This window comes from Trabulsiella odontotermitis, assembly GCF_001188485.1.
GTDB lineage: Bacteria > Pseudomonadota > Gammaproteobacteria > Enterobacterales > Enterobacteriaceae > Trabulsiella > Trabulsiella odontotermitis_A.
The window spans coordinates 77,073-99,766 of record NZ_JNGH01000068.1 but is presented as its reverse complement, the minus strand read 5'-3'; the positions used below and the strand labels follow the sequence as shown (position 1 = coordinate 99,766).

Annotated in this window: 13 protein-coding genes and 8 pseudogenes; 12 read left to right on the top strand and 9 right to left on the bottom strand. The window is 56.8% G+C overall.

Translation table 11 applies throughout. The annotated features are described in order from the left end of the window. From GM30_RS25450 to GM30_RS27680, 4 genes and pseudogenes are all read left to right on the top strand, one after another. Positions 1-563, top strand: a pseudogene (locus GM30_RS25450) (SrfA family protein); the annotation flags it as partial. 4 nt (positions 564-567) lie between these two features. Then, positions 568-3,477, top strand: a pseudogene (locus tag GM30_RS25445) (virulence factor SrfB). Beyond that, entirely contained in the window at positions 3,474-4,586 is a 1,113-nt protein-coding gene (locus tag GM30_RS27685; RefSeq protein ID WP_338011770.1) for a virulence factor SrfC family protein, read from the top strand. The pseudogene GM30_RS25445 and the gene GM30_RS27685 overlap by 4 nt, the downstream one beginning before the upstream one ends. Positions 4,587-4,981: 395 nt before the next feature. Next, entirely contained in the window at positions 4,982-5,425 is a 444-nt protein-coding gene (locus tag GM30_RS27680; RefSeq protein WP_338011769.1) for a virulence factor SrfC family protein, read from the top strand. Between the two features lie 36 nt (positions 5,426-5,461). Here the strand turns inward: GM30_RS27680 and GM30_RS23940 are convergent, their stop codons facing one another. Further along, entirely contained in the window at positions 5,462-5,635 is a 174-nt protein-coding gene (locus GM30_RS23940) for a GhoT/OrtT family toxin (RefSeq protein WP_072091911.1), read from the bottom strand. A gap of 224 nt (positions 5,636-5,859) precedes the next feature. Here GM30_RS23940 and GM30_RS26040 point away from each other — a divergent pair. Both GM30_RS26040 and GM30_RS06735 read left to right on the top strand, forming a co-directional pair. Continuing rightward, positions 5,860-6,033: pseudogene (locus GM30_RS26040) on the top strand (NapC/NirT family cytochrome c); the annotation flags it as partial. A gap of 21 nt (positions 6,034-6,054) precedes the next feature. Beyond that, positions 6,055-8,216: pseudogene (locus GM30_RS06735) on the top strand (molybdopterin-dependent oxidoreductase). Positions 8,217-8,246: 30 nt separating this feature from the next. On the opposite strand, the gene GM30_RS06730 reads toward GM30_RS06735, so the two are convergent. After that, on the bottom strand, positions 8,247-9,662 hold the full coding sequence (locus GM30_RS06730; RefSeq protein ID WP_049847986.1) for an aminotransferase-like domain-containing protein: 1,416 nt from the start codon (positions 9,660-9,662) through the stop codon (positions 8,247-8,249). A 458-nt stretch (positions 9,663-10,120) separates the two neighbouring features. Here GM30_RS06730 and GM30_RS06725 point away from each other — a divergent pair, with 458 nt between their 5' ends. The 4 genes and pseudogenes from GM30_RS06725 (at position 10,121) to GM30_RS23930 (ending at position 12,975) form a co-directional block, all read left to right on the top strand. After that, the gene (locus tag GM30_RS06725; RefSeq protein WP_049847985.1) at positions 10,121-10,543 is read left to right on the top strand and encodes a hypothetical protein; all 423 of its coding nucleotides are present in this window, start codon (positions 10,121-10,123) and stop codon (positions 10,541-10,543) included. Between the two features lie 170 nt (positions 10,544-10,713). Continuing rightward, a pseudogene (locus GM30_RS06720) lies at positions 10,714-11,993 on the top strand (cytochrome ubiquinol oxidase subunit I). Then, positions 11,993-12,850, top strand: a complete 858-nt coding sequence (gene cydB, locus GM30_RS06715; RefSeq protein WP_049847984.1) for a cytochrome d ubiquinol oxidase subunit II — start codon at positions 11,993-11,995, stop codon at positions 12,848-12,850. The pseudogene GM30_RS06720 and the gene cydB overlap by 1 nt, the downstream one beginning before the upstream one ends. Further along, the gene (locus tag GM30_RS23930; RefSeq protein WP_072094056.1) at positions 12,850-12,975 is read left to right on the top strand and encodes a DUF2474 domain-containing protein; all 126 of its coding nucleotides are present in this window, start codon (positions 12,850-12,852) and stop codon (positions 12,973-12,975) included. Before cydB ends, GM30_RS23930 begins: the two co-directional genes overlap by 1 nt. A 34-nt stretch (positions 12,976-13,009) precedes the next feature. Here GM30_RS23930 and GM30_RS06710 read toward each other — a convergent pair. Both GM30_RS06710 and GM30_RS06705 read right to left on the bottom strand, forming a co-directional pair. Continuing rightward, positions 13,010-14,858: pseudogene (locus GM30_RS06710) on the bottom strand (peptidase U32 family protein). Positions 14,859-14,974: 116 nt separating this feature from the next. Next, a pseudogene (locus GM30_RS06705) lies at positions 14,975-15,809 on the bottom strand (helix-turn-helix domain-containing protein). A gap of 183 nt (positions 15,810-15,992) precedes the next feature. Here GM30_RS06705 and GM30_RS06700 point away from each other — a divergent pair. Next, on the top strand, positions 15,993-16,901 hold the full coding sequence (locus GM30_RS06700; protein ID WP_049847983.1) for a DMT family transporter: 909 nt from the start codon (positions 15,993-15,995) through the stop codon (positions 16,899-16,901). A gap of 36 nt (positions 16,902-16,937) precedes the next feature. On the opposite strand, the gene GM30_RS06695 is transcribed toward GM30_RS06700, so the two are convergent. Then, a complete protein-coding gene (locus GM30_RS06695) occupies positions 16,938-17,606 on the bottom strand; it encodes a DUF3313 domain-containing protein (RefSeq protein WP_049847982.1) in 669 nt (222 codons plus the stop codon). Positions 17,607-17,739: 133 nt separating this feature from the next. Further along, on the bottom strand, positions 17,740-18,336 hold the full coding sequence (tehB, locus tag GM30_RS06690) for a tellurite resistance methyltransferase TehB (protein ID WP_049847981.1): 597 nt from the start codon (positions 18,334-18,336) through the stop codon (positions 17,740-17,742). A gap of 144 nt (positions 18,337-18,480) precedes the next feature. Between tehB and ydcK the strand changes: the two genes are divergently transcribed. After that, positions 18,481-19,410 (top strand): YdcK family protein, encoded by a 930-nt coding sequence (gene ydcK, locus GM30_RS06685; protein WP_049847980.1) that lies wholly within the window; start codon positions 18,481-18,483, stop codon positions 19,408-19,410. On the opposite strand, the gene rimL is transcribed toward ydcK, so the two are convergent. The 3 genes and pseudogenes from rimL to GM30_RS06670 all read right to left on the bottom strand — a co-directional run bounded on the left by rimL (position 19,402) and on the right by GM30_RS06670 (position 22,692). After that, a complete protein-coding gene (rimL, locus tag GM30_RS06680; RefSeq protein ID WP_049847979.1) occupies positions 19,402-19,959 on the bottom strand; it encodes a 50S ribosomal protein L7/L12-serine acetyltransferase in 558 nt (185 codons plus the stop codon). The genes ydcK and rimL overlap by 9 nt on opposite strands. Before the next feature lie 63 nt (positions 19,960-20,022). Further along, positions 20,023-21,679 (bottom strand): annotated as a pseudogene (locus tag GM30_RS06675) (glucan biosynthesis protein). 239 nt (positions 21,680-21,918) lie between these two features. Beyond that, positions 21,919-22,692: a transporter substrate-binding domain-containing protein gene (locus tag GM30_RS06670; RefSeq protein ID WP_049847978.1), complete on the bottom strand. Its 774-nt coding sequence runs from the start codon at positions 22,690-22,692 to the stop codon at positions 21,919-21,921. Between the last annotated feature and the right edge of the window lie 2 nt (positions 22,693-22,694).

Below are 22,694 nucleotides of genomic sequence, written 5' to 3'. Positions count from 1 at the left end.
TGCCGCCGTCGCCGTGCCGCTGCTGTGGAAACAGAACGCCCCGGCCGCCGAACCGGCGCCAGTGGTCGCGCAAGCGCCTGCGCCCGCCGATTTACCGAAGCTCACCGCCGGACTGCCGTTGCACCAGGCGGATGTGGTCAAAGCCAAAGAAGAGAAAGTGGAAGAGAAAACCAAACCTGCTGATGAGCCTGTGGTGATCGCCGCCATCCCGAAAGANAGCGGGCACGACAAAATTCCTTAACGGCAGCTGGCGCGTTCTGGTGGATATCAAAGATCCGACCGGCAAAGCGCCCTCGCTGCGTTATCAGATCCAGAACAACAAAGGCACCGCGCGCGTGGTGCACGGCAGCAATATTGTCTGCCGCGTGGAGATTTTCTCCGGCCTGCACCAGAACGGCGAGTTGATGATTAAGAGCCGTGGTGCCGCCCGCTGCGCGGATGGCTCCCGTTACCCGATGCCGGAAATTTCCTGCAAAGCCGGCACCAGCGATGTGGCGCAATGTACCGGCCGCTACGATGCGAAAACCATCGTCCCGCTGACGCTCAAGAAAACAGGGGCCTGATGTTATGCTGGTTACTCTTTGCGATTACAAACAGAGCGTCACGCTGATTGCCAACAGCGGTGTGCAGTTTCTGGATTTTGGCCTGACGCCGCAGGAATCGCTCCACAGCGGGCGTTTCGTGCGGAAAACCGCCAACGGCCCGCTGCTGCGTCTCGATTACGACCTGGTTAACGGTCGCTACACGCTGCCTGCCCGTCAGGGTGAACAGGCGGAAGTGGTGAAGCCGGAAAGCACGCTGACGCTGGAGCAGTCGCTGGCTATCCTCGACGGGATCTGGCTGCCGCTGCCCTTCTTCCGCTTTAATCCGCCACGGACCTTTGTTGAAGGGCCGGATAACTGGGCACGGGTGCAAATCCGTAAGTTGAGCCAGCCGGACAGCGCGGGCAACAGCCATCGCGTGACGCTGGCGTTTGACAGCCAGCTTAGCGGTAACAGCCCGGCGTCGCTGGCACCGGTGGAAAACGATATTCTCAACGGCACCCGCTTTTCGCTGGCGTGGCGTGACGACGAAATTGCCGATTTTCTCGATCAGACCTGGGTCGATGGCTGGCTTCGTGAGGTCTTTAACCAGTACGCCACCCAGCAAAGCCGCGCCGAGCGCGACATCGCCCAGGCGATGCGCAGTTTTGAATATCAGGGTCACTGGCTGAACCTGCTCACCCTGCTCGGCGAACAGCTTTCCATCCCGGAGATCAAAATTGTCACCGCCACGCTGAGCACCCCGGCGATCCCTGTCGACCTGATTCTGGATGTCGGCAACACCCATACCTGCGGCGTGATTATTGAAGATCAGGGCGATGCCAACGATGGCCTGCGCCAGACGGCGGAATTACAGGTCCGTTCGCTGACCGAGCCGCAGTACCTCAACGAGCCGCTGTTCAGCAGCCGTATCGAATTCTGCGAAGCGCGCTTCGGCAAACAACACTGTTCTGTCGAAAGCGGACGTGATGACGCATTCGTCTGGCCATCGATCGTTCGCGTTGGCGACGAAGCGCGCAAACTGGCGATGCAGCGCCTCGGCACTGACGGTTACAGCGGTTTGTCCAGCCCGCGCCGCTATCTGTGGGACGAAACGCCCACCGTGCAGGACTGGCGTTTCAGCCAGATCAACAGCAAAACCCAGCGCGAACCGCTGGCGACCGCCTTCCCATTGATGAACCTGATGAACGACGACGGTCAGCCGCTGTANGTATCCGCTGCCGCCGGAAGACCGTCTGCCGGTGTTTTCGCCGCAGTACAGCCGCAGCACGCTGATGACGCATATGCTGTGTGAATTACTGGCGCAGGCGCTCGGGCAGATCAACAGCGTGGCAACACGCCTGCGGCTCGGTTTTCCGTCGTCGCCGCGTCAGTTGCGCACCATTATTCTGACCCTGCCGTCAGCGATGCCGAAACAGGAGCGCGAGATCTTCCGTCGCCGGATGTTTGAAGCGATTGCCCTGGTGTGGAAATCTCTCGGCTGGCATCCGCAAGATGACGATTTCGCTAATCTGAAGCTGCAAAAAAACAGCGTGGTGCCGGTGCCGCAGATCCAGATGGAATGGGACGAAGCGAGCTGCGGCCAACTGGTGTGGCTGTACAACGAAGCGGTGTCGCATTACAGCGGGCAGACGGAAGCGTTTTTTGCCGCCCTGTCCCGCCCGGATCGCGCGGCGGCACACAATGAGCAGCCAGGCCGCACCCTGCGCGTGGCCTCCGNGACGGCACCGGCAGCAACGTCAAAATCACCCCACATCTGCTGTTCCGCGAAGGGTTTAAAGTGGCCGGTGACGACATCCTGCTGGATGTCATTCAGCGCTGCGTGTTACCGGCGTTGCAGACTCAGTTGCAGAAAAGCGGCATTGCCGATGCGCCAGCGCTGATGGCGACGCTGTTCGGCGATTCCGGGCGGATCGATACCCAGGCAGTGCTGCGCCAGCAAACTACGCTGCAGCTGTTTATGCCCCTCGGCCACGCCATTCTTGCGGCGTGGGAGCGGAGCGACAGCAGCGATCCGCTGGCGGGTCTGTACGCCACCTTTGGCGAACTGCTGAACCAGCAGCCAACGCGCAACGTGATGAACTACATTACCCACGCGGTTGAGCATCAGTTGCCAGGCGGTTCTGCGCCGTTCGAACTGCTCAGCGTGCCGTTACAGGTCAATTTCAACGATCTCCAGCAGGCGATGCTGGCAGGTGAATTCACCATCGCCTCGCCATTGCATGCGGTGTGCGAAGCCATCTCCCATTACCATTGCGACGTGCTGCTGATCACCGGGCGTCCGGGTTGCCTGCCGGGCGTGCAGGCGCTGATCCGTCATCTGCAGCCGGTTCCGGCCAGCCGCATGGTCTGGCTCGATAAATATCATGTGCATGAATGGTATCCGTTCAGCCAGCAGGGCAAAATCGGTAACCCGAAATCCACCGCCGCAGTAGGCGCGATGCTCTGCAGCCTGGCACTCGATCTGCGCCTGCCGCGCTTTAACTTCAAGGCCGCTGACATCGGCGCCTATTCCACCGTGCGCTATCTCGGCGTGCTGGATAACGTGGTAAACACGCTGCGTGACGAGAACGTCTGGTACCCGGACATCGATCTGGACCAGCCTGGCGTGAAGCTCGATTCGCGGCTTAATTTCCCGCTGCGCGGCAACGTCACGCTGGGTTTCCGCCAGCTCGCCAACGCCCGCTGGCCTGCCACCCCACTCTACACCCTGAGCATTAACAGCCCGGAGCTGGCAAAAACCATCGCCGGAGATGGCGTGTTGCATGTTCGCCTGCAACTGAGCGGCGGCAACCGCTATCTGGCTCCTGACGCCTTTGAACTGGCGGACGCCTGGTTGCAGGACGGTACGCCGGTCGCGCCGGANNCGCTGGCCGATCGCCGTCACAGCGGCAGCCACTACTGGATCGATAGCGGGAGCGTTTATCTGAAATGAGTGATTTACAAGCCGTCATCGCGTGGACGGAAGCCACGCGCCTGCACGCCCCCTTACTGAATAACGATGCCGACGCCCTGCTGACGCGACTGCTGGCGCTACAGCATCAGCAGCGCAAACTGGCGTCAGCGCAAAACCAGACGCCGTCCGTTGGTTTGTACGGTCATGCCCTGCAGGCAAAAGCACATTTACTGACGACGCTGTGCAACAGCCCCGCCGGGCGGTTACCCGTTACCGCAGGCAGCAAAAAGCTGGACTGGTTTACGCACATCAATCCCGGTCATAACACCACCCGCATGGCGATCCGCTTCAGTCCGCTGGCCACCGCGCCGGATGAGGCCTTTCCCCTGCGCCTGAAATTGATGAGCGAAGCCGAGCTGGTGCAGTTGTTTATCATGCATGCGTTAGATCAGGACGATATCCGCATGGTCGACAGGGGCGTGATCGCCGCGCGCCTGTCGGGCTGGCAGTCCCTGCGTCAGCCACAGCAGGTGCCGGGCATCGATCGCGAAGCAATCGCCGCCATTGCCCGCTTCTGGCGCGAAAGCGTGCCGGTGTCGCAACAGCAGATGGACGACGATCTGTGGTATCAGTTTGCCTCGCTGCTACCGTCACTGGATCTCAGCGCCCGTGCCAGTGCCTGGTCGCTGCTGTGGGGCGAGCAACAGACGTTGACCCAACAGTGGCTGAGTCTGGCACATACGCTGCACCAGACCGGTAGCGCCCGCGACGTCGCCGCGCCGCTGAGTCTGCTGGTTGACAGCTTTGCCCTGCCGACAGAAGGTTTCCTGACACCCGACATTGAGGTGGAAGGCGACGTGGTGGTGCACCCGCTGCACAACGGCCGTTTGCAGAACGCCATCAGTCTGCCGATCGCCACACTGGCGCTGTTGAGCCTTGAACTGGTACTGCCGGTCGAAAAAGGCCTGCTGGATAACGTCGAGATCGTGGATATCCCGGCGGTCGCGCAGTCGTCCGGCGCGCCGCTCTGGCAAAGTAAATGCCGCTGGCTGCTGGAAAGCTATCGTCAGGTTTCCAGCCGGACATTTTGCTGGTGTGCAACGCCACCGTGCAGCGCGCGCAGACACCTGCCGTTGCCCGTTCGCTGATGCAATGGGTGGACGACACGCAGCCGGTGCAGGAAAGCGCTCTGCCGGGACTGGTGTGGGCGATTACCCCGCACGATCACCGTTTCACCCTGAAACAGAATCTCGATGAAGGCGTTCAGCAACTGATCAAAAAACCCGGTCAACGNNCCCGCCATGCAGCAGCAGGCACAATCGCTGGTTCGCCAGCTACAGTCACGCGCCGCCACGCTGGGGGAATTAATCGAAGGATTGCTACCCGCCCAGCGCGCCTTTGACCTGCTCTGCCAGACACAGCAGCCGCGGGAAGAGAAAGTGGCCGGGTTATTCAGCGAAAGCGTGGATCTGTTCGCGCAGCCGGAAGATCAATCCCGTGCGGTCAGCCGGGAGCAGGATACCGGCACGCTGGCGCACGAGTTGTGGATCAAACATTTGCATCAGTGGAGTCGTCGTGCCGATATTGCCGCCCATGCANACAGCTGGCGGAATGTCTGATCGTCACCAGCTATCGGCTGCAACTGCCGGCAAAACTGCAGCAGGTGATGCGCAGTGAAAACCCCAGTGCCGCCCAGCTGCGCGCCACTATCGGCAATTTTATCGCCTGGTTTGATTATGCCGCCCTGCCTGCAGAGGCCCGTCCGGCGAGCCGCATAGCCAAAGGCAGCGCCATCTTTGAACTGAAATCACCGGATACCAGCGCGCGTCTGACGCAGCTCGGTGAACAGCCGGTTCACGCGGCGACGCGTTATGTGTATGACTGGCTGGTGGCGCTTTACAGTCGGGCGACGGAAAACGCCGGCTGGCTGCATCCGCAGGAGATCACTGCTGACGCGCGTCGTCAGCTACAGAAGCATTTGCAGTAATGCGAGTTCACAGGGACGTGAGCCTTGCATCAATACTCAGAACAGCGACAGCAGGAGCGCCACCGGGAAACTAAACGGCCAGGTTACACCAACAAGGAGGGAAGCCATCAGGCGGATGCACCAGCGCTCTTTCGTCAGGAACCAGGTGATCACTGAGCAGATCACGGCCATCACGACATAGAACACCAGCATTTTTTGATACAACGTCATTGAGAAGCCCATTCCGTGGAGAAAAACCGGGCGCACTATGACTCTTTTTATGACCCCCATCAAGATCTCAGCGCAAGAATACGAAAATTTCTTGCCAGCGCTGAATTTTAGAAATCTAAGCTTTTGTCCGATTGCGCTTAGTCACTTCGCCGACTATACCATTAGAGGTTAATTCAACGAGGTGGCGTTATGGACGTTTCCAGCAAAACCGTAGTGATTATTAATGTCATGGCTGCGTTGCTGTTAGTGAGTCTCTTATGATTCCGACGCACCACTACACCCTTAATGCCTGGCCGTCGGTGGTGAAAGGCATGGGGGCGCGCACCAATATCAGTGAAAACGAACTGGATATTTTGAGCCGTTATTTCCAGTACAACGCGAAAGACATCAAAGAATAAACGAGAACACCAGGAGCTACTATGAGACTCACAAGACGCGACTTTATTAAAACGGCCGGAGCAGCAACAGGTACGCTGGCGATTACGTCTGCGATCCCGATGCCCGCCTGGGCGGAAGGCCCGGCTGGCGGCGCTATTCTGACCGCCGGGCGTTGGGGTGCCATGTATGTTGAGGTCAAGGACGGAAAAATCGTTTCCTCAAAAGGCGCACTGCCAAAAACCGTCCCTAACTCATTACAACAAACCGCACCGGATCAGGTTCACACGACCGCACGCATCAAATATCCGATGGTGCGTAAAAGCTATCTGGAAAATCCCGGCAAAGCCGACGGTAAACGCGGTAACGATCCGTTCGTACGCGTGAGCTGGGATCAGGCCCTGAAGCTCATTCATNTGCTACAGCGTTATATGAGCATGGCGGGCGGCTACGCCGGGCACACCGGCGACTACTCCACCGGCGCGGCGCAGGTGATCCTCCCTTACGTGCTGGGATCGGTTGAAGTGTACGAGCAGCCCACCACGTGGCCAATGATCCTCGAACACAGCCAGGTCGTGGTGTTGTGGGGCATGAACCCGCTCAACACACTGAAAATCGCCTGGAGCAGCACCGACGAGCAAGGGCTGGAATATTTCCATCTGCTGAAAAAATCGGGCAAGAGCGTGATTGCCATTGACCCGATGCGTTCGGAAACCATTGAATTCTTTGGCGACAGCGCGACGTGGATTGCGCCAAACATGGGCACCGACGTGGCCATGATGCTGGGTATTGCCCATACGCTGGTGAAAAAAGGTCTGCACGACAAAACCTTCCTCGACAAATACACCACCGGCTACCCGCAGTTCGAAGAGTATCTGCTCGGTAAAACCGACAAGGTGGAGAAAACCGCCGCGTGGGCCGCAGATATCAGCGGCGTGCCTGCTGAGCAAATTGAGAAACTGGCCGNGGCGTCCTCCCCGCCATTTCCGCGCAAATCGCGGGCGGCTCGTCCGCTGGCAACGACTGGGCGGTGTCCGATGCCGTCACCAGCATTCCGGTGGCGCGTATCGTCGAAGCGCTGGAAAACCCTGGCGGCAAATATCAGCACAACGGTAAAGAGCAGACCTTCCCGGATATCAAAATGATCTGGTGGGCCGGCGGCGGCAACTTCACCCATCACCAGGACACTAACCGTCTGATCAAGGCCTGGCAAAAACCAGAGCTGGTGGTTATTTCTGAAAGCTACTGGACGGCGGCGGCGAAACACGCAGACATCGTTCTGCCAATCACCACCTCGTTTGAGCGTAACGACCTGACCATGACCGGTGACTACAGTAACCAGCACCTGGTGCCGATGAAGCAGGCCGTGCCGCCGCAGTTTGAATCACGCAACGACTTCGACGTCTTTGCCGATCTTGCCGAAATGCTCAAAGCAGGCGGTAAAGCGGTCTACACCGAAGGCAAAGACGAGATGGGCTGGCTGAAGCAGTTCTACGACGAAGCGCAAAAAGCCGGTCGTGCGCAGCGCGTGGCGATGCCGCAGTTCAACGCGTTCTGGCAGCAGAATAAGCTGATCGAAATGCGTAAGAACGAGAAAAACGAGAAGTACGTGCGCTACGCCGAGTTCCGCAGCGATCCGGTAATGAACGCCCTCGGTACGCCAAGCGGCAAAATTGAGATCTACTCGAAAACCATCGAAGGTTTCAATTACAAGGACTGTCCGCCGCACGCTACATGGCTGGCTCCTGATGAGTGGAAAGGTTCCGCGGATAAGGATCAGCTGCAACTGCTGACCGCCCACCCGGCGCACCGTCTGCACAGTCAACTGAACTATGCGGCACTGCGTAAAGAGTATGCAGTTGCTGACCGCGAGCCGGTGACCATTCACCCGGAAGATGCGAAAGCTCGCGGCATTGCCGATGGTGATCTGGTCCGCGTCTGGAACGCGCGTGGACAGGTACTGGTGGGTGCCCGCGTCAGCGACGGCATTAAACAAGGCGTGATTTGTATCCATGAAGGCGCCTGGCCGGATATCGAAAACGGGATCTGTAAAAATGGCGGCGCTAACGTACTGACGGCGGATATTCCGACATCACGCCTGGCAAACGGCTGCGCGGGTAACACCTCGCTGGTGTACGCTGAGAAATATAAAGGCGAAGCACCGAAGCTGACCGCGTTTGAAGAACCGCCGATTGTCACGGCATAATATCAACCCTGGCGCCTGCCTCTGCAGGCGCTATTTTTTTATCAATTCGCGAATCAACGCGCCCAGCACCTTCACCGCGTTTTCCTCACGCTCGTCCCAGCCCCAGGCGGTATTAAAGCGAAAGAATGACGCCCAACTGTTAGTGGTGGAAAACATTTTGCCCGGCGCAATGCTGATGTGCTGCGCCAGCGCTTTCGCGCTCAGCTCACCGGCGTCCACACCCACAGGCAATTCCAGCCACAAGAAATAACCGCTGTCGTTATGGTGGATCTTCACCTCGGCGGGCAGATGCCGCAACAGCGACTGCCAGGCCAGCTGTTTTCGTTCGGCGAGCTGACGACGCAGGCGGCGCAGATGAGCGTCATAGCGTTTAGTGGCTAAGTAATCCACCAGCGCCAGCTGCATCGGCGAACTGGTGGACAGCGTGCTCATCAGTTGCAAATGCTGAATGCGGCGCGCGTGTTTGCCCGCCGCCACCCAGCCAATGCGAAACCCCGGCACCAGGCATTTCGAAAACGAGCTACAGTGCAGCGTCATATCGTCGCGATCCCAGGCCTTGGCCGGGAGCGGTTTTTCGCGGCCGAAATAGAGTTCGCTGTAGACGTCGTCTTCAATCAGCATCACGTTATGCGTCGTCAGCAGCGCCACCAGTTGCGCTTTCTTTTCCGGCGAGAGCGTGAAACCGAGCGGGTTCTGGCTGTTGGTCATCAGCCAGCAGGCTTTGACCGGGTAGTCCCGCAACGCCTGCGCCAGCGCATCCATATCGATCCCCTCTTTCACATCTGACGCGACAGACAGCGCTTTCAGCTTCAGACGTTCCAGCGCCTGCAACGCGCCGTAAAAACAGGGGTTCTCGACGATCACCCAGTCACCCGGCTCGGTAACGGCCTGCAGGCTGAGATTCAACGCCTCCAGCGCACCTGCGGTGATCACAATCTCATCCGGCGAAATGTTCATCCCCTGCAGCGCGTAACGACGGGCAATAGCGTGACGCAGTTCAGCATTTCCCGGCGGCAGGTTTTCAATCACGCTCATCGCCGTGGCGGTTTTACTCACCTGTGCCAGCGAGCGGTTGAGCTGCTGCAAAGGGAAAAGCCGGGGATCGGGAAACGCCGAAGCAAACGGCAGCACGGCCGCATCACGGCTCGCCTGCAGGACTTCAAAAATATAGGTGTTGATGTCGACGGATTCATCGCGCATCACCTGCTCCGGCGGCATCGCTGGCGTCTGGCGAACCGGGCGTGGTGCCACATAATATCCCGACTGTGGCCGGGCGATAATCCGCCCCTGGCTTTCCAGTAACTGGTAGGCGTGCCCGACGGTCATAAAACTCATACCGCTGCTCACCACCTGCTCACGCAGCGACGGCAAACGATCGCCAGGCTCCCACACACCGAGCGCAATCTGTTCGGTGATTTGCTGCGCGAGACGCTGGTATTTTTTCATGACGGGATTCCTGCGAGAGATTTCTCACCATCTTATAACAGACAGGAAATTTTAGCAGTTTTGCAGAACTGTTATTGTCAGGAGGTTAAAAAGCGGGATTGTAACACCTGCGCTGGGTTGTTCTGAAAGCGGTGCAAAACCCAGGTACAGAAGAATATCAACTGCACCTATCATTTTCGTAAAAGGAGTATCATTATGTTATGCGTTATTGCCTGCACTCGGACAATAAATTTGAAATAAAATAATAGAGATAGAGTGGATTCCTTTTTAAGGAACGAGAAAGGACGGAGATTAAGGATGAGTAAAAGAAATGATATCGTTGATGGCCGCCTTAGTGATCTTAAATACGGCCTTATTTATACCGAAGTCCTCGGATGGATTGATCTCGGTCACGCTCAAGGTACCGATATAAGAACGCTGTTGCACAATATATAGCGTTAAAGGGAGAACATTGCCCTATGCGTAATTCACTTAAAATGTTCGGCGGCGTAACCATCGTTGTTGCCGTGATACTCGCCTGCTCCTGGCCATGGATTAAAATGGAGCTTGCGGAAAGTGCTCATTATTCTGAGCAGGATAAGCGGGAATATGATTTTTATACGCCTGATGTACTGAAAAAAATGCCTCGAATTTCTGATCGGTATGCCTTTGATTTTACAAATATCATCGGGCCAGCAAGGCATGTATATGCTTTGAAATTTTACGATACAAGTGACACCAGTAAAATAGAAGCGTATCTGGCATCTATAGGTTACAAGCAGATTAAATGTGATTTTGAGACAATGTGCTGGCAAGGTACAGATCCTCAGGAATCCATTTATGTAAATACGATGAAAGGTGATGATATGGTCATCGTGCAGATCGCCTATGACTTCACATAACTCTTTTTGAAGTCGTTAATAAAACAGCCTGCGCGAAGTGAGCTCAGGCTTTTTTTTCATGAATTACAGCTGTCAAACTGTTATCAATTAATATCACTGTACTGTTTCTGCTTTTGCGTCGCCGAAAATCATAAAATTGCGCTGAATCAATTTGCTATGCGGAGTTCTGCATGTTCGGTCTTGATGCATTCCATCTGGCAAGGATCCAGTTTGCGTTTACGGTCTCCTTCCATATTATTTTCCCCGCCATCACCATCGGCCTTGCCAGCTATCTGGCGGTACTCGAGGGGTTGTGGCTAAAAACAAAAAATCCGGTGTGGCGGTCGCTGTACCATTTCTGGTCGAAAATCTTTGCCGTTAACTTCGGTATGGGCGTGGTGTCGGGTCTGGTAATGGCCTGGCAGTTCGGCACTAACTGGAGCGGATTTTCGCAGTTTGCGGGCAGCATTACCGGCCCGCTGCTGACCTATGAAGTGCTGACGGCGTTTTTCCTCGAAGCCGGTTTTCTCGGCGTGATGCTGTTTGGCTGGAAAAAGGTCGGGCCGGGATTACACTTTTTCGCCACCTGTATGGTGGCGTTGGGCACCATTATTTCCACCTTCTGGATCCTCGCCTCCAACAGCTGGANGGTGGTGTTTAACCCGTCGTTCCCGTACCGACTGCTGCATATGACCACGGCGGCGTTTCTCAGCAGCGCGCTGTTTGTGGGCGCGTCGGCGGCCTGGCATCTGTTGCGCGGCAACAATACCCCCGCGATCCGCGCGATGTTTTCCATGGCGCTGTGGATGACGCTGATCGTCGCGCCGCTACAGGCGCTGATTGGCGATATGCACGGTCTGAATACGCTTGAGCATCAGCCAGCGAAAATCGCCGCTATCGAAGGCCACTGGGAAAACGTGCCCGGTGAGCCGACGCCGCTATTGCTGTTTGGCTGGCCAGATATGGCGCAGGAGCGCACCCGTTACGGGCTGGAGATCCCCGCGCTCGGCAGCCTGATCCTCACCCACAGTCTGGATAAGCAGGTCCCGGCACTGAAAGCATTTCCGCCGGAAGATCGGCCGAACTCCACCATCGTGTTCTGGTCGTTCCGCCTTATGGCCGGGCTTGGCATGTTGATGATCCTGCTCGGCATCGCGGCGTTGTGGTTACGCAAAAAACAGCGGTTGTATGTCTCGCGTCCGTTCCTGCGCTTTGCGCTGTGGATGGGGCCGTCGGGACTTATCGCCACCCCCCCCCCGCCGATGCGGTCTCTGCGCACGGCGATCTGCAGATGAGCATCAGCCTGCTCGCCTTCATTGTGGTCTACAGCGCCGTGTTTGGCGTCGGCTACAGCTACATGATCCGCCTGATCCGCAAAGGGCCGCAGGATGATGACCCGGAGACGTCGGGAACCCCGGCTCGCCCGCTCTCCGCCGCCGTTGAACCTTTTCCTGCTGAGGAGCACCGCTGATGGGTATCGATCTTTCTGTTATCTGGTTTGTGATCATCGTTTTCGCCACCCTGATGTATATCGTGATGGACGGGTTTGATCTCGGCATCGGCGTACTTTTCCCGCTGACGCGCGACCCGGACGACCGTGATGTGATGGTGAACAGTGTTGCGCCGGTTTGGGATGGCAATGAAACCTGGCTGGTGCTCGGCGGTGCCGGACTGTTCGGTGCATTTCCGCTGGCCTACGCGGTGATCGTCGACGCACTGACCATCCCACTGACGCTGATGCTCATCGGCCTGATCTTTCGTGGTGTCGCCTTTGAGTTTCGCTTTAAAGCCACGCCGTCACACCGCCCGTTCTGGGATAACGCGTTTATCGGCGGCTCCCTGCTCGCCACTTTCTGTCAGGGCATCGTGGTTGGTGCTGTGTTGAACGGTTTTCCGGTTGCCGGGCGCGCCTACAGCGGCGGCCCGCTTGACTGGCTGACGCCATTTACCCTGTTCTGCGGCGTGGGGCTGGTCATTGCTTACGCGCTGCTGGGCGCGACGTGGCTGGTGATGAAAAGTGAAAACCCGCTGCAGGCGAAAATGCGTTGCGCAGCGAAAAAATTGCTGCTGGTGCTACTGGCGATTATTGCGATTATCAGCCTGTGGACGCCGCTGGCGCACGGCGCGATTGCCGCCCGCTGGTTCAGTCTGCCGAATCTTTTCTTCCTTGCACCCGTGCCGCTACNNTGGCAGGCCGCCGCGCCACCGCAAAGCCAGGGCTTTATGCTGGTCGGCGCGCTGCTGATCATCCCGATTATTCTGGTCTACACCTTCTGGAGCTACTACGTGTTTCGCGGAAAAGTCCAGCATGGGGAGGGTTATCACTGATGCAGCAACCTCTGTTGAAACGGTTGTTCTGGCTGGTCATCATCTGGGGCGGGAGCGTGCTGGCGCTGGCGATCGTCAGCGCGGGGTTTCGTCTGTTGATGACCGCCGCCGGGTTTAAATCCTGAATATCAGGGGGAAATCTCCCCCTGATTTTAGCGTTTAGTTCTTGCGCTTTGGCAACGTTTTCATCAGCTCGTCAGGGCTGACGGACGCGACGATACTGCCCGGATGCGGCATTTTGAGGATATGGTTTTTGATTTTCCCCACCACGTGCATTTCACACGGACGGCAGTCAAAGCGCAGGGTTAATACTTCGTCGCCATGAACCAGCTGCATCGGCGTGGCGCGCCAGCTTTTAATGTTCCCTTTCGCCTGTTTCGGGCACAGATTGAAGGCAAACCGCAGGCAGTGTTTGGTGATCATCACCGGTACGTCGCCCTTCTCTTCATGCGCTTCATAGGCGGCGTCAATCAGCTGTACGCCGTAGCGATGATAAAACTCGCGCGCCTTGTGGTTGTAGACGTTCGCCAGGAAGCTGAGATGGGTTNNCTGATAGCCTGCCAGACGAGCCTCATCGAGTTTTTCCACCGTTTCACGACGCAGCTGATTCAGCAGGCTGTTCGGCACAAACAGAGCGCCCGGCAAGGTGATGCTGACGTCGCGGGCGTAGTACATCGTCTGCCCCAGTTTCGCCACGCCATCATGCAGGCTGTTCATTGCTTTTTCGGCGTTAGTCGCCTCGTCGAAGTTGCCGTCAAGGGTATGCGTGACGCTGACGCCCTCTTCGCTGGTCATCGTCAGAATCAGCTGTTCCTGCCAGCCGCCGAGCGCAATATCCACCGCCACACGACGTTCACTGGAGGTTTTCAGCAGCGCCTGCTGCCAGTTGTGGTCAAGGTTGCGGTTCAGCGCTTCATGCGGACGCACTTTGTGCAGGTCGGCAGGCATTTCGTTCGGCCACACGCGGTAGCGGTTTTCGCCGGTTTTCTCTACCGTGTTGGCGCGGAAACCGACGATGTCGCGTTTGATCATCACGTTAAGCCCGTCGCCGTTCGCCAGCGGTTCCGTCACGGCAACGTCGAGATGATCTTTCGCCACTTTCAGCACTTCGCCAACCGGCAGGCCAATAAACTTCGGCGAATCAAAGGCGCCAATATCGCCTTTGCGGGCATTCACAAAGTAGTCCGTGCTGCCGCGGTGAAACGTTTTGTCGGTGGACGGAATAAAGAAATGTTCCGTGCGCCCGGCGGAAGCGCGTGCCAGATCGCCGCGATCGTCAATAATGGCGTCCAGCATCTGACGATAATGCGCGGTGATGTTTTTCACATAGCTCATGTCTTTATAGCGCCCTTCAATCTTGAACGAGCGCACACCGGCGTCGATCAGCGCGCCGAGGTTGGCGGTCTGATCGTTGTCTTTCATCGACAACAGGTGTTTTTCAAACGACACCACGCGCCCCTGATCGTCTTTTAAGGTATAGGGCAAACGACAGGCCTGCGAGCAGTCGCCACGGTTGGCGCTGCGCCCGGTCTGGGCGTGGGAAATGTAGCACTGGCCGGAATAGGCCACGCACAGCGCGCCGTGAATAAAGAACTCAATGGTGGCGTCGGTCGCCGCATGAATGGCGCTGATTTGCTCAAGATTCAGCTCACGCGCCAGCACGATTTGTGTGAAACCGACATCGGCAAGGAATTTCGCTTTTTCGACGCTGCGGATATCGCACTGGGTGCTGGCGTGCAGTTCGATGGGCGGAATGTCGAGTTCGAGGATCCCCATATCCTGGACGATCAGCGCATCCACGCCGGTCTGATAGAGATCGGTAATCAGCCGCTGCGCGGGTTCCAGTTCATCATCATGAAGAATGGTGTTCAGGGTGACAAACACCTTCGCGCCNGAATCCCGGTCCGCCAATGTAGACGGCGTCCGCGCCATGCAGAATGGCTTCGCGGGCGATCGTCGCGTCACGGGCGGGGCTGAGCAGTTCTAGATGTGGAGTTTGCAGGCGCATACTGTCGTTGTTATCCGTTAGGGTCGAAATGGCGGCTATTGTAGTCAGAACCGTGCCCGGACGAAAACGTTTTCCACCCTTCAGCGCGGTTTTGGCTTTCTGCTCCGCGGATTGTGTTACGACTGCGCCGCCGCGCGTACCTGCGACGGGGTTTTGCCGGTGGCGCTGCGAAAGCGGTTGCTGAAATGGCTGGCAGAGCTGAAGCCGCAGGCCAGCGCGATCCCGGTCAGCGTCATTGTCGAATGGCGCACCAGTTGCTTTGCTTTTTCCATCCGCCGCTGCATCACGTACTGATGTGGCGCCATCTGCATCGACTGACGGAACATGCGCGCGAAGTGATACTCGCTGAGCGCCGCTTCCTGCGCCAGCTCCGCAAGGGTCAGCGGCTGCGAAAGATGTTCTTCGATATACGCNNGCCGCCCCCCGCCACTGGACGCTGGAATAATGCTGGATCAGATGCGTCAGCAACAGCGTGCTGGCGCTGCTGAGCGTCAACTGGTTGGCCTGCTGCTGCCAGTCACAGCCCAGCAGAAACTGGCGATAGACGGCGGTGATTTTGGCGTCATCAGCAAAAATTTTCTCATCCAGCGTCAGCGCCGCCGGGCTGCGATCCCAGATCTTCTCTGCCGTGTCCCGCAGATGCTCATCGGTGCAGTACAGGTGCACAAACGACAGATCGTCGCGAATGTCCCACGTTGTTTCGCCCTCTTTCGGCATCAGGCAAAACCGATCCGGCCCGCCGCCGTTTTTCCAGCCGCCAGGCGTTTTTTGATAGCTCTCGTAGCCGTCGGCCACGTACAGGCTGAGCGTGTGGTGATCGCTTTTCACCGTGATGGTATCGCGCTTATTGAACCACGAGGCCAGCTGAATGCCAGAGTTCAGCGACACCGTATCCCGCAGAATGGCGTTCTGTTTGCACAGCGTTTCAAAGGTACTGTAAGCGTGAGACATGGCAACCGTTGAATCGATAAGTCAGGCCTTCAGTCTATGAAGAGTCCGCCTCCGATGCCAGCATTGTGCACGGTATTCCGCAGAAAAAACCGCAAGAATTTGCAAGTCAGACGCAGCCCGGTGACAGCGCGTTTCCTCATGTTTCGGCACACTGATGGCAGGTTGTCACGTGAGAGAATAAAAATGAACGTTTTATTGTATGCGCTGGTGGTGGTTATCTGGGGAACGACGTGGATTGCCATTTTTCTGCAGCAAGGCCCGGTACCTGCGCCGGTGTCGATCTTCTGGCGTTTTGCCGTCGCCAGCGTCACGATGCTGGTGGTGTTGATTGCAATGCGACGCCTGCGTCGTCTGAGCGTTCATGATCATCTGTTCTGCCTGCTGCAGGGCTGCTGCGTTTTCTGTTTTAACTTCTGGTGTTTTTACACGGCGGCGGCGTACATCAACACCGGTCTGGAATCGGTGATTTTTTCTATGGCGGTACTGTTTAACGCCATCAACAGCTTTCTGTTCTTCCGCCAGCAACCGCCGGGGCGCTTTTATCTGGCGGCGCTGCTGGGGCTGACCGGCATTGTAACGCTGTTCTGGGACGATTTGCTGGCAAGCGGATTTAATACCTCCCTGCTGTTCGGCATTGGCCTGAGCGCGCTTGGCACCTACGGGTTTTCGCTCGGCAACATGCTGAGCCTGCGCCATCAGCGCCGTGGTCTGGAAACGCTGACCACCAATAGCTGGGCAATGCTGTATGGCACGCTGGTGATGGGGGCGATTGCGCTGCTCCGCGGTGACGATTTTACGCCGCAGTGGACGCTGAGCTATATGGGCGCTCTGCTCTATCTGGCGCTGTTAGGATCGGTGGTCGCTTTCGGTGCCTATTTCACGCTGGTTGGGCGCATCGGCGCCAGCAATGCCGCCTACAGCACACTGCTGTTCCCGCTGGTGGCATTGACCATTTCAACTTTCTATGAGGGCTATGTCTGGCATTTGAACGCTGTTTTTGGTCTGGCATTAATTCTGGTGGGGAATCTGGTGATGTTCGCGAAACCAGAAACCTGGTTTCGTACACGGAGGTTGCGCGGCAACGCCGCCTGAGAAATGAAGCGCCATCAGACGATGGCGCATGCAGAATTACTTGTTGTTCGGATCAAATTTCACCGCGTCGATAGCCATGTCGTCGATCACCTGTTTCAGCGTATCAACCGTCATCGGTGTATTTTCGTTCGCCAGCTCTTTCCCTTCGCCTTTGCGAACCACTTTGATCACCGGCTTATTGGTTTTCGCGTCGATCAGTTCACCTTCAAAATAGAGGTTGGTATCCATTGTGCGGTGGCCGGTCGCCATTTGCGTTCCCGCCACGACCAGCGCCACCGGAACCACTTCATAGAACTGCAGCCCTTCTTTGCTGGAATCCACACCGGTGATTGCGCCACGGAAAATCAGGCTGCGCGGCCCGGCCGTCGTCGCCAGCGGTTTGCGCTCGGCGATCGCCTGCTTCAGTTCGGTGTTGGTGTAATTGCGGATTTGATCCAGCGCTTTCTGGCCGATCTGGGTATTCGGTTTCGGCACCGGATAATAAACGATCGGGTTATAGACTACGTTGTCGTAATTATTCGGGTTGTAATCAGGGTCAATCCAGCGTAATTCCGGTTTACCGGATGCGGATGTCGTCTCCTTCAGATTTGAGTAGTCTTTTAAAAAACCGGAATACTTTTCAGGCTCAGCAATTTTTGAAGCACAACCGGTCAACGCCATCATGGCCGTAATAACAGCCACGCTTAATAACGCTTTAGTACGCATGTAGGAATCCCTTTAAATGCATGAGTGCATGGTAGTTATAGCAAACCGCTGAAGGGTTTGTTGTGGCAATAAAGGGGGAAGATCAAAATATCAGAAAAAGGGAAGCCCATCGACAGATGGGCTGAATGCCGGGTTACGCCAGTTTACGCGCCAGCAGAGTGGCAAAGCGCAGTTTAATACGATTTCCGTTAGCATCGGTGCGGTGTAATTCCCCCACCTCTTCGTTATATTTGAGCAATTCCCAATCCGTATAATAATTGCTCAGCTCCTGCGGTTTAAAGGCAAACGGAAAACCTACCGTACACGGATAATCTTCCGTATCCATGGCCGCGACAATAAGGTTGTATCCACCCGCTTTGGTACAGCGTTGCATATTATCAATAAGACCCGGAATGGTTTTCGCCTCGAGGAACATCAGCACCACGGTGGAGAGAATAAAATCATATTCCCCGTCAAAATTCAGGGCATTGAGATCGTTAATCGCTGTCTGAAGGTTATCCAGCCCCTCTTCTTTGCGGATGGTCTCAAGGTTATTAATGCTCATCGGGTTTTTATCCCACGCGGTGACGTCGAACCCGTTGGCCGCCAGATAAAGGCTGTTGCGCCCGTTGCCACAACCCAGATCGAGGGTTTTGCCCGGCGGGATAATCGTCGCGGCATGCAGCACTTCAGAGTGCGTGCGGGTCAGGCCGTACTTATCGGTAAAGTAGTTTTCGTCACACAGTGTCATGGTTAATCCTTCTCTTTCAGTAACGTGGCGCGAACGCCAGCGCCGAAATAGCCTTTCAGAAGATGCATTCTAAAGAAACCTTTAAAACCACGCTACGGAGATCTTTGCTACGTTTATGTTAACCGACAGTGACGAGTAACCGCGATGAACAAATACCGTCTCAGCGAAGAAACCCGCCAGCATCACTACCCCGAAAACGGGGAGAACAGCACCGTAACGCTACGCCAGATTATCGCCCTGCGCGATTTCGCTGACGTCACTGCCGGGACGGCGGGCGGCTGGATCGATGACGAGTCCGCCCTCAGCCAGCAGGGAAACTGCTGGATCTACGACAGCAACAGCGTGGTATTCGCCGGGGCGCGCATTGAAGATAATGCCCGTCTGCTCGGCGTCTGCGCTATAAGTCATCAGGCGCAAATCAGTGACAACGTCACGGTTCAGGATTCGCAGATCCGCGGCGAGTGCCACCTTTTCGGCGACGCCTGCGTGCTGCAGCAGTGCGAAATTATTGCCGCCCGGGGGCTGACGCCGGACGCCGAAAAAATCCTGCAAATCTACGAGCGGGCCATTGTCAGCCGTTCGCGGATTGTCCATCAGGCGCAAATCTATGGCGAGGCGTTCGTCAACCAGGCGTTTGTCGAGCATCGCGCCGAAATTTTCGGCAATGCGCGCATTGAAGGCAACGAAGAAAATAACGTCTGGATCTGCGACTGCGCTCGCGTTTCCGGCAATGCGCGGATCATTGCCGGTCGCGGTGAGGATGAGATCCCCACGCTACGCTACGGCACGGAAGTCACTGACGACGCGGTGGTGGAAGGCAACTGCGTGCTGAAACAGCACGTGCGGGTTGGTGGCCACGCCTGGTTACAGGGCGGCCCGCTGCTGCTGGATGATAACGTCAATATTCATGGACGCGTGCGCATTCGCGGTGATGTGATTATTGAGCATGAAGTGGATATCAGTGGCGATGCGGTGATTGAAACGTTCGATGGCGAGCGGATCAACCTGCGTGGGCCAAAAGCGATCGGCGGCGACGAGCGCATTACGCGCACGCCGTTGCTGGGATCACGTTGATGCAGGGTCGATAATCCGCGCGTAGATATTCTGGTCGTGGTACGCGCCATTTAGGAACTCCGCCTGCTTCAGGCACCCTTCCAGCGCGAAGCCGTTACGTTGCGCTACCCGGTTACTCTGTTTATTGGCCACGCGGCATTTGATGACAAACCGTCGCACGTCGCCGCGCTGGCTGTAAAAATGGATAAACGCCTGCAGCGCCTGCGACAGAATGCCTCGTCCCTGATGTGATTCATCCAGCCAGTAGCCGATATAGCCGGTTTTATTCAGCGGCTCAATCTGATTGAAGGACAGCACCCCCACCATCTCTTCATCGTCGAAAATCAAAAACATTTTCGCGTAGCCGCGCTGATGCAGCATGACATTGCCCTGCGCGTTCTGGCGGGTGACGCTCTCATCGGTAACGTCTTTCGGCCAGTTGAGGGAGTGCTGCAGCCACGCCTGGTTCTTGAGTACCAGCTGATGCAGTTCCGGCACAAAGCGCTCATCGATGGCGCGAAGCGACAACTGGTCGTTAACGGGGATGTAAATATCGGGAGTGGTCGCCATCGCTGCTACCTGTCGGGGTCATAAAAACGCCCCGCCGGTGCATCCGACGGGGCATGAGGATGATTAACGCATTATGCGGTCATCCACGTAGTTGCGCTTGTCCGGCGCAGGCGGGAAATACTGATACAGCCAGGTTTCGCTGATCGCCTCGCCCTGACAGCGCAGGAACATGCGCATCTCCACCGGCTCGGTGGAATCCGACGTCGGATACCAGTCAAACAGAATGCGGTAACCGTCGAACGGCTGAACGTAGAGAATTTCCACCTGCTTCGCTTCTCCGTTCGACAGCGTGATCACCGGTTCGATGCCCTTCGGCGCGGAGGCGTTGAGATCGCCGCCCACAAAATCGATAGCAAAGCGGCGCGCCCATTTCTCCGGGAAATGTTCGCCCGGCGCCCAGCCTTCCGGGAAGCCGCCCATGCCGGTGCGGGTCGCCAGCACGCGCGCCAGCGGTGAACGTACCGGCGGCATCGCGCTCCAGTAGAGGCGATATTTAAAATCGAGTTCGTCGCCCGCTTTCACCGGTTTTTCCGGTTGCCAGAAGCAGACGATATTATCCAGCGTTTCGCCGGTGGTCGGGATCTCCATCAGCCCGACGGCTCCTTTGCCCCACGCGTTGCGCGGCTCCACCCACAGGCTCGGGCGTTTGTTGTACCAGCCCATCACGTCCTGATAGTGGCTGAAATCGCGATCGAGCTGCAACAGGCCAAACCCTTTCGGGTTCTTGTCCTGAAAGGCGTTGAACTGCAGCTTTTGCGGGTTGTTCAGCGGACGGCAGATCCACTCGCCGTTGCCGCGCCACATCGCCAGGCGGTCAGAGTCATGGATTTGCGGATGGATAGTGTCGCAGGTGCGACGCTCGTTGTTGCCGCAACTGAACATACTGGTCATCGGCGCGATGCCGAGCTGTTTGATGTCTTTACGCGCATAGACGTGATTTTCGACATCCATGATCACCTGACTCTCTTCACAGTTGATCACGAACTTATAGGCGCCAGTCACGCTCGGGCTGTCGAGCAGCGCGTAGACGGTAAAGGTGGTCGCGCCCGGCTTGACGGTCTCAAACCAGAACGCGGTGAAATCCGGGAACTCTTCTTTGGTGTCGGTGAAGGTGTCTACCGCGAGGCCACGCGCGGACAAGCCGTACTGATAGGTGCTGTCGACGGCGCGGAAGTAGCTGGCGCCAAGGAATGAGACGATATCGCGACGGGCCAGTTCCGGCGCTTTAAACGCGCGGAAACCGGCAAAACCGAGATCCGACTGCCCTTCCAGCTGCTTCGTATCGACACCGGCGTCGTTGTACTGGAACAATTCAGGACGGAAATGAATCTCACGCGCCTGCTGGGTTTGTGAATCCAGCGAGAACATCCGCACGCGGCGACGGAAGCCCATCCCCATGTGGAAGAACTGCACGTCGAGCTTGCGGTCTTCAATGTTATTCCACAGCGATTGCGCGGCATCGTACTGAATACTGTTGTNNGGCCTGCGGCGTCATGGTCGCCAGCGTTTCCGGCAGCGCGCGCGGCGGCCCGCCCCACGGCTGTTGCGACAGATCGCGTGCCATCGATTGCAGCACGTTGTAGTCAAAACGACGCGTCTGACCGTCGGCGATATCCGACTCTTCAGCCCAGGCGGCGTTCGTGAACAATGAGGCGACTCCGGAAGTGCCTGCCACAGCGGCCACCGCCATGGAAGATTTTAGAAAACGTCTGCGATTCATGCCTGAGAAAGCGTCCTTTTATCATGTCAATTGATGCGCAACGCGGCAAACAGATGCGTCGTGAATGTCGCTCACTCTAGAAGAAATTGATTGATAATCCAATTGTTGGCGGCAGAAAAAGCGCGCAAAAGCAGAAAAAACGCCTGTCGACCGGAATCAGCCGAAACAGACGTAAATTTATGTATAAAAAAACCCCTGCCTGACATCATCAGCAGGGGTTAAATCGTGGCATGTGGTTATTATTTTACGCTGACGTCGATACCAGGAAAGTATTTTGCCGCCAGCTTCGTGATCGTTCCGTCGGCACGAACCTTGTCGATCGCCGTATTGAGCTGTGCTTTCGTCGCGTCGTCGCCCTGACGCAGGCCAAACCCGATGCCGCTACCCAGAATGGTATCGTCCGCGACCGGCTTGCCGATGAAACCGAATCCTTTCCCCTGCGGTTTGCTGAGGAAACCCGCCTGTCCTGCTGCGGACATCACCAGCGAGGCGTCAATCCTGCCATTCAGCAAATCTGCCCACGCCATGTTCTGATCTTTGTATGACACCACCGTGACGCCGGACTTTTCCCAGTGCTCTTTGGCAAAGGTTTCCTGAATCGAGCCCTGCAACACGCCGATGGTTTTACCCTTCAGCCCTTCCGGCGTCGCTTCCATACCGTCCCCGGATTTACCGACCAGTTGCGATGGAATGCGGTAGATAGGTTGGGTAAAATCGATGCTCTTGCGCCGCTGTTCGGTGATGTTCATCGCCGAGTTAATGGCGTCGAACTTTTTCGCCACCAGCCCCGGGATCAGCGCATCAAAGGACGTTTCCACCCAACTGCATTTCAGCGCGGCCGCCTCGCAAATGGCCTTGCCGAGCTCAATATCAAACCCTTCCAGCTCCCCTGCCGCGTTTTTACTCTCAAACGGCGGGTATTCCGCTTCCACGCCATAGCGTAGCTCGGTGGCGGCAAACGAAGAGAAAACGCTGAACATCCCCAGAGTAAGTAAAAGTGCTTTGATTTTCATGG

What these genes read in the sequence shown, in the direction of transcription:
- GM30_RS27685 (WP_338011770.1), top strand. Translation starts at nt 3,474, where the DNA reads ATGAGTGATTTACAAGCCGTCATCGCGTGGACGGAAGCCACGCGCCTG.
- GM30_RS23940 (WP_072091911.1), bottom strand. Translation starts at nt 5,635, where the DNA reads ATGACGTTGTATCAAAAAATGCTGGTGTTCTATGTCGTGATGGCCGTG.
- GM30_RS06730 (WP_049847986.1), bottom strand. Translation starts at nt 9,662, where the DNA reads ATGAAAAAATACCAGCGTCTCGCGCAGCAAATCACCGAACAGATTGCG.
- GM30_RS06725 (WP_049847985.1), top strand. Translation starts at nt 10,121, where the DNA reads ATGCGTAATTCACTTAAAATGTTCGGCGGCGTAACCATCGTTGTTGCC.
- GM30_RS23930 (WP_072094056.1), top strand. Translation starts at nt 12,850, where the DNA reads ATGCAGCAACCTCTGTTGAAACGGTTGTTCTGGCTGGTCATCATCTGG.
- GM30_RS06700 (WP_049847983.1), top strand. Translation starts at nt 15,993, where the DNA reads ATGAACGTTTTATTGTATGCGCTGGTGGTGGTTATCTGGGGAACGACG.
- GM30_RS06695 (WP_049847982.1), bottom strand. Translation starts at nt 17,606, where the DNA reads ATGCGTACTAAAGCGTTATTAAGCGTGGCTGTTATTACGGCCATGATG.
- tehB (WP_049847981.1), bottom strand. Translation starts at nt 18,336, where the DNA reads ATGACACTGTGTGACGAAAACTACTTTACCGATAAGTACGGCCTGACC.
- ydcK (WP_049847980.1), top strand. Translation starts at nt 18,481, where the DNA reads ATGAACAAATACCGTCTCAGCGAAGAAACCCGCCAGCATCACTACCCC.
- rimL (WP_049847979.1), bottom strand. Translation starts at nt 19,959, where the DNA reads ATGGCGACCACTCCCGATATTTACATCCCCGTTAACGACCAGTTGTCG.
- GM30_RS06670 (WP_049847978.1), bottom strand. Translation starts at nt 22,692, where the DNA reads ATGAAAATCAAAGCACTTTTACTTACTCTGGGGATGTTCAGCGTTTTC.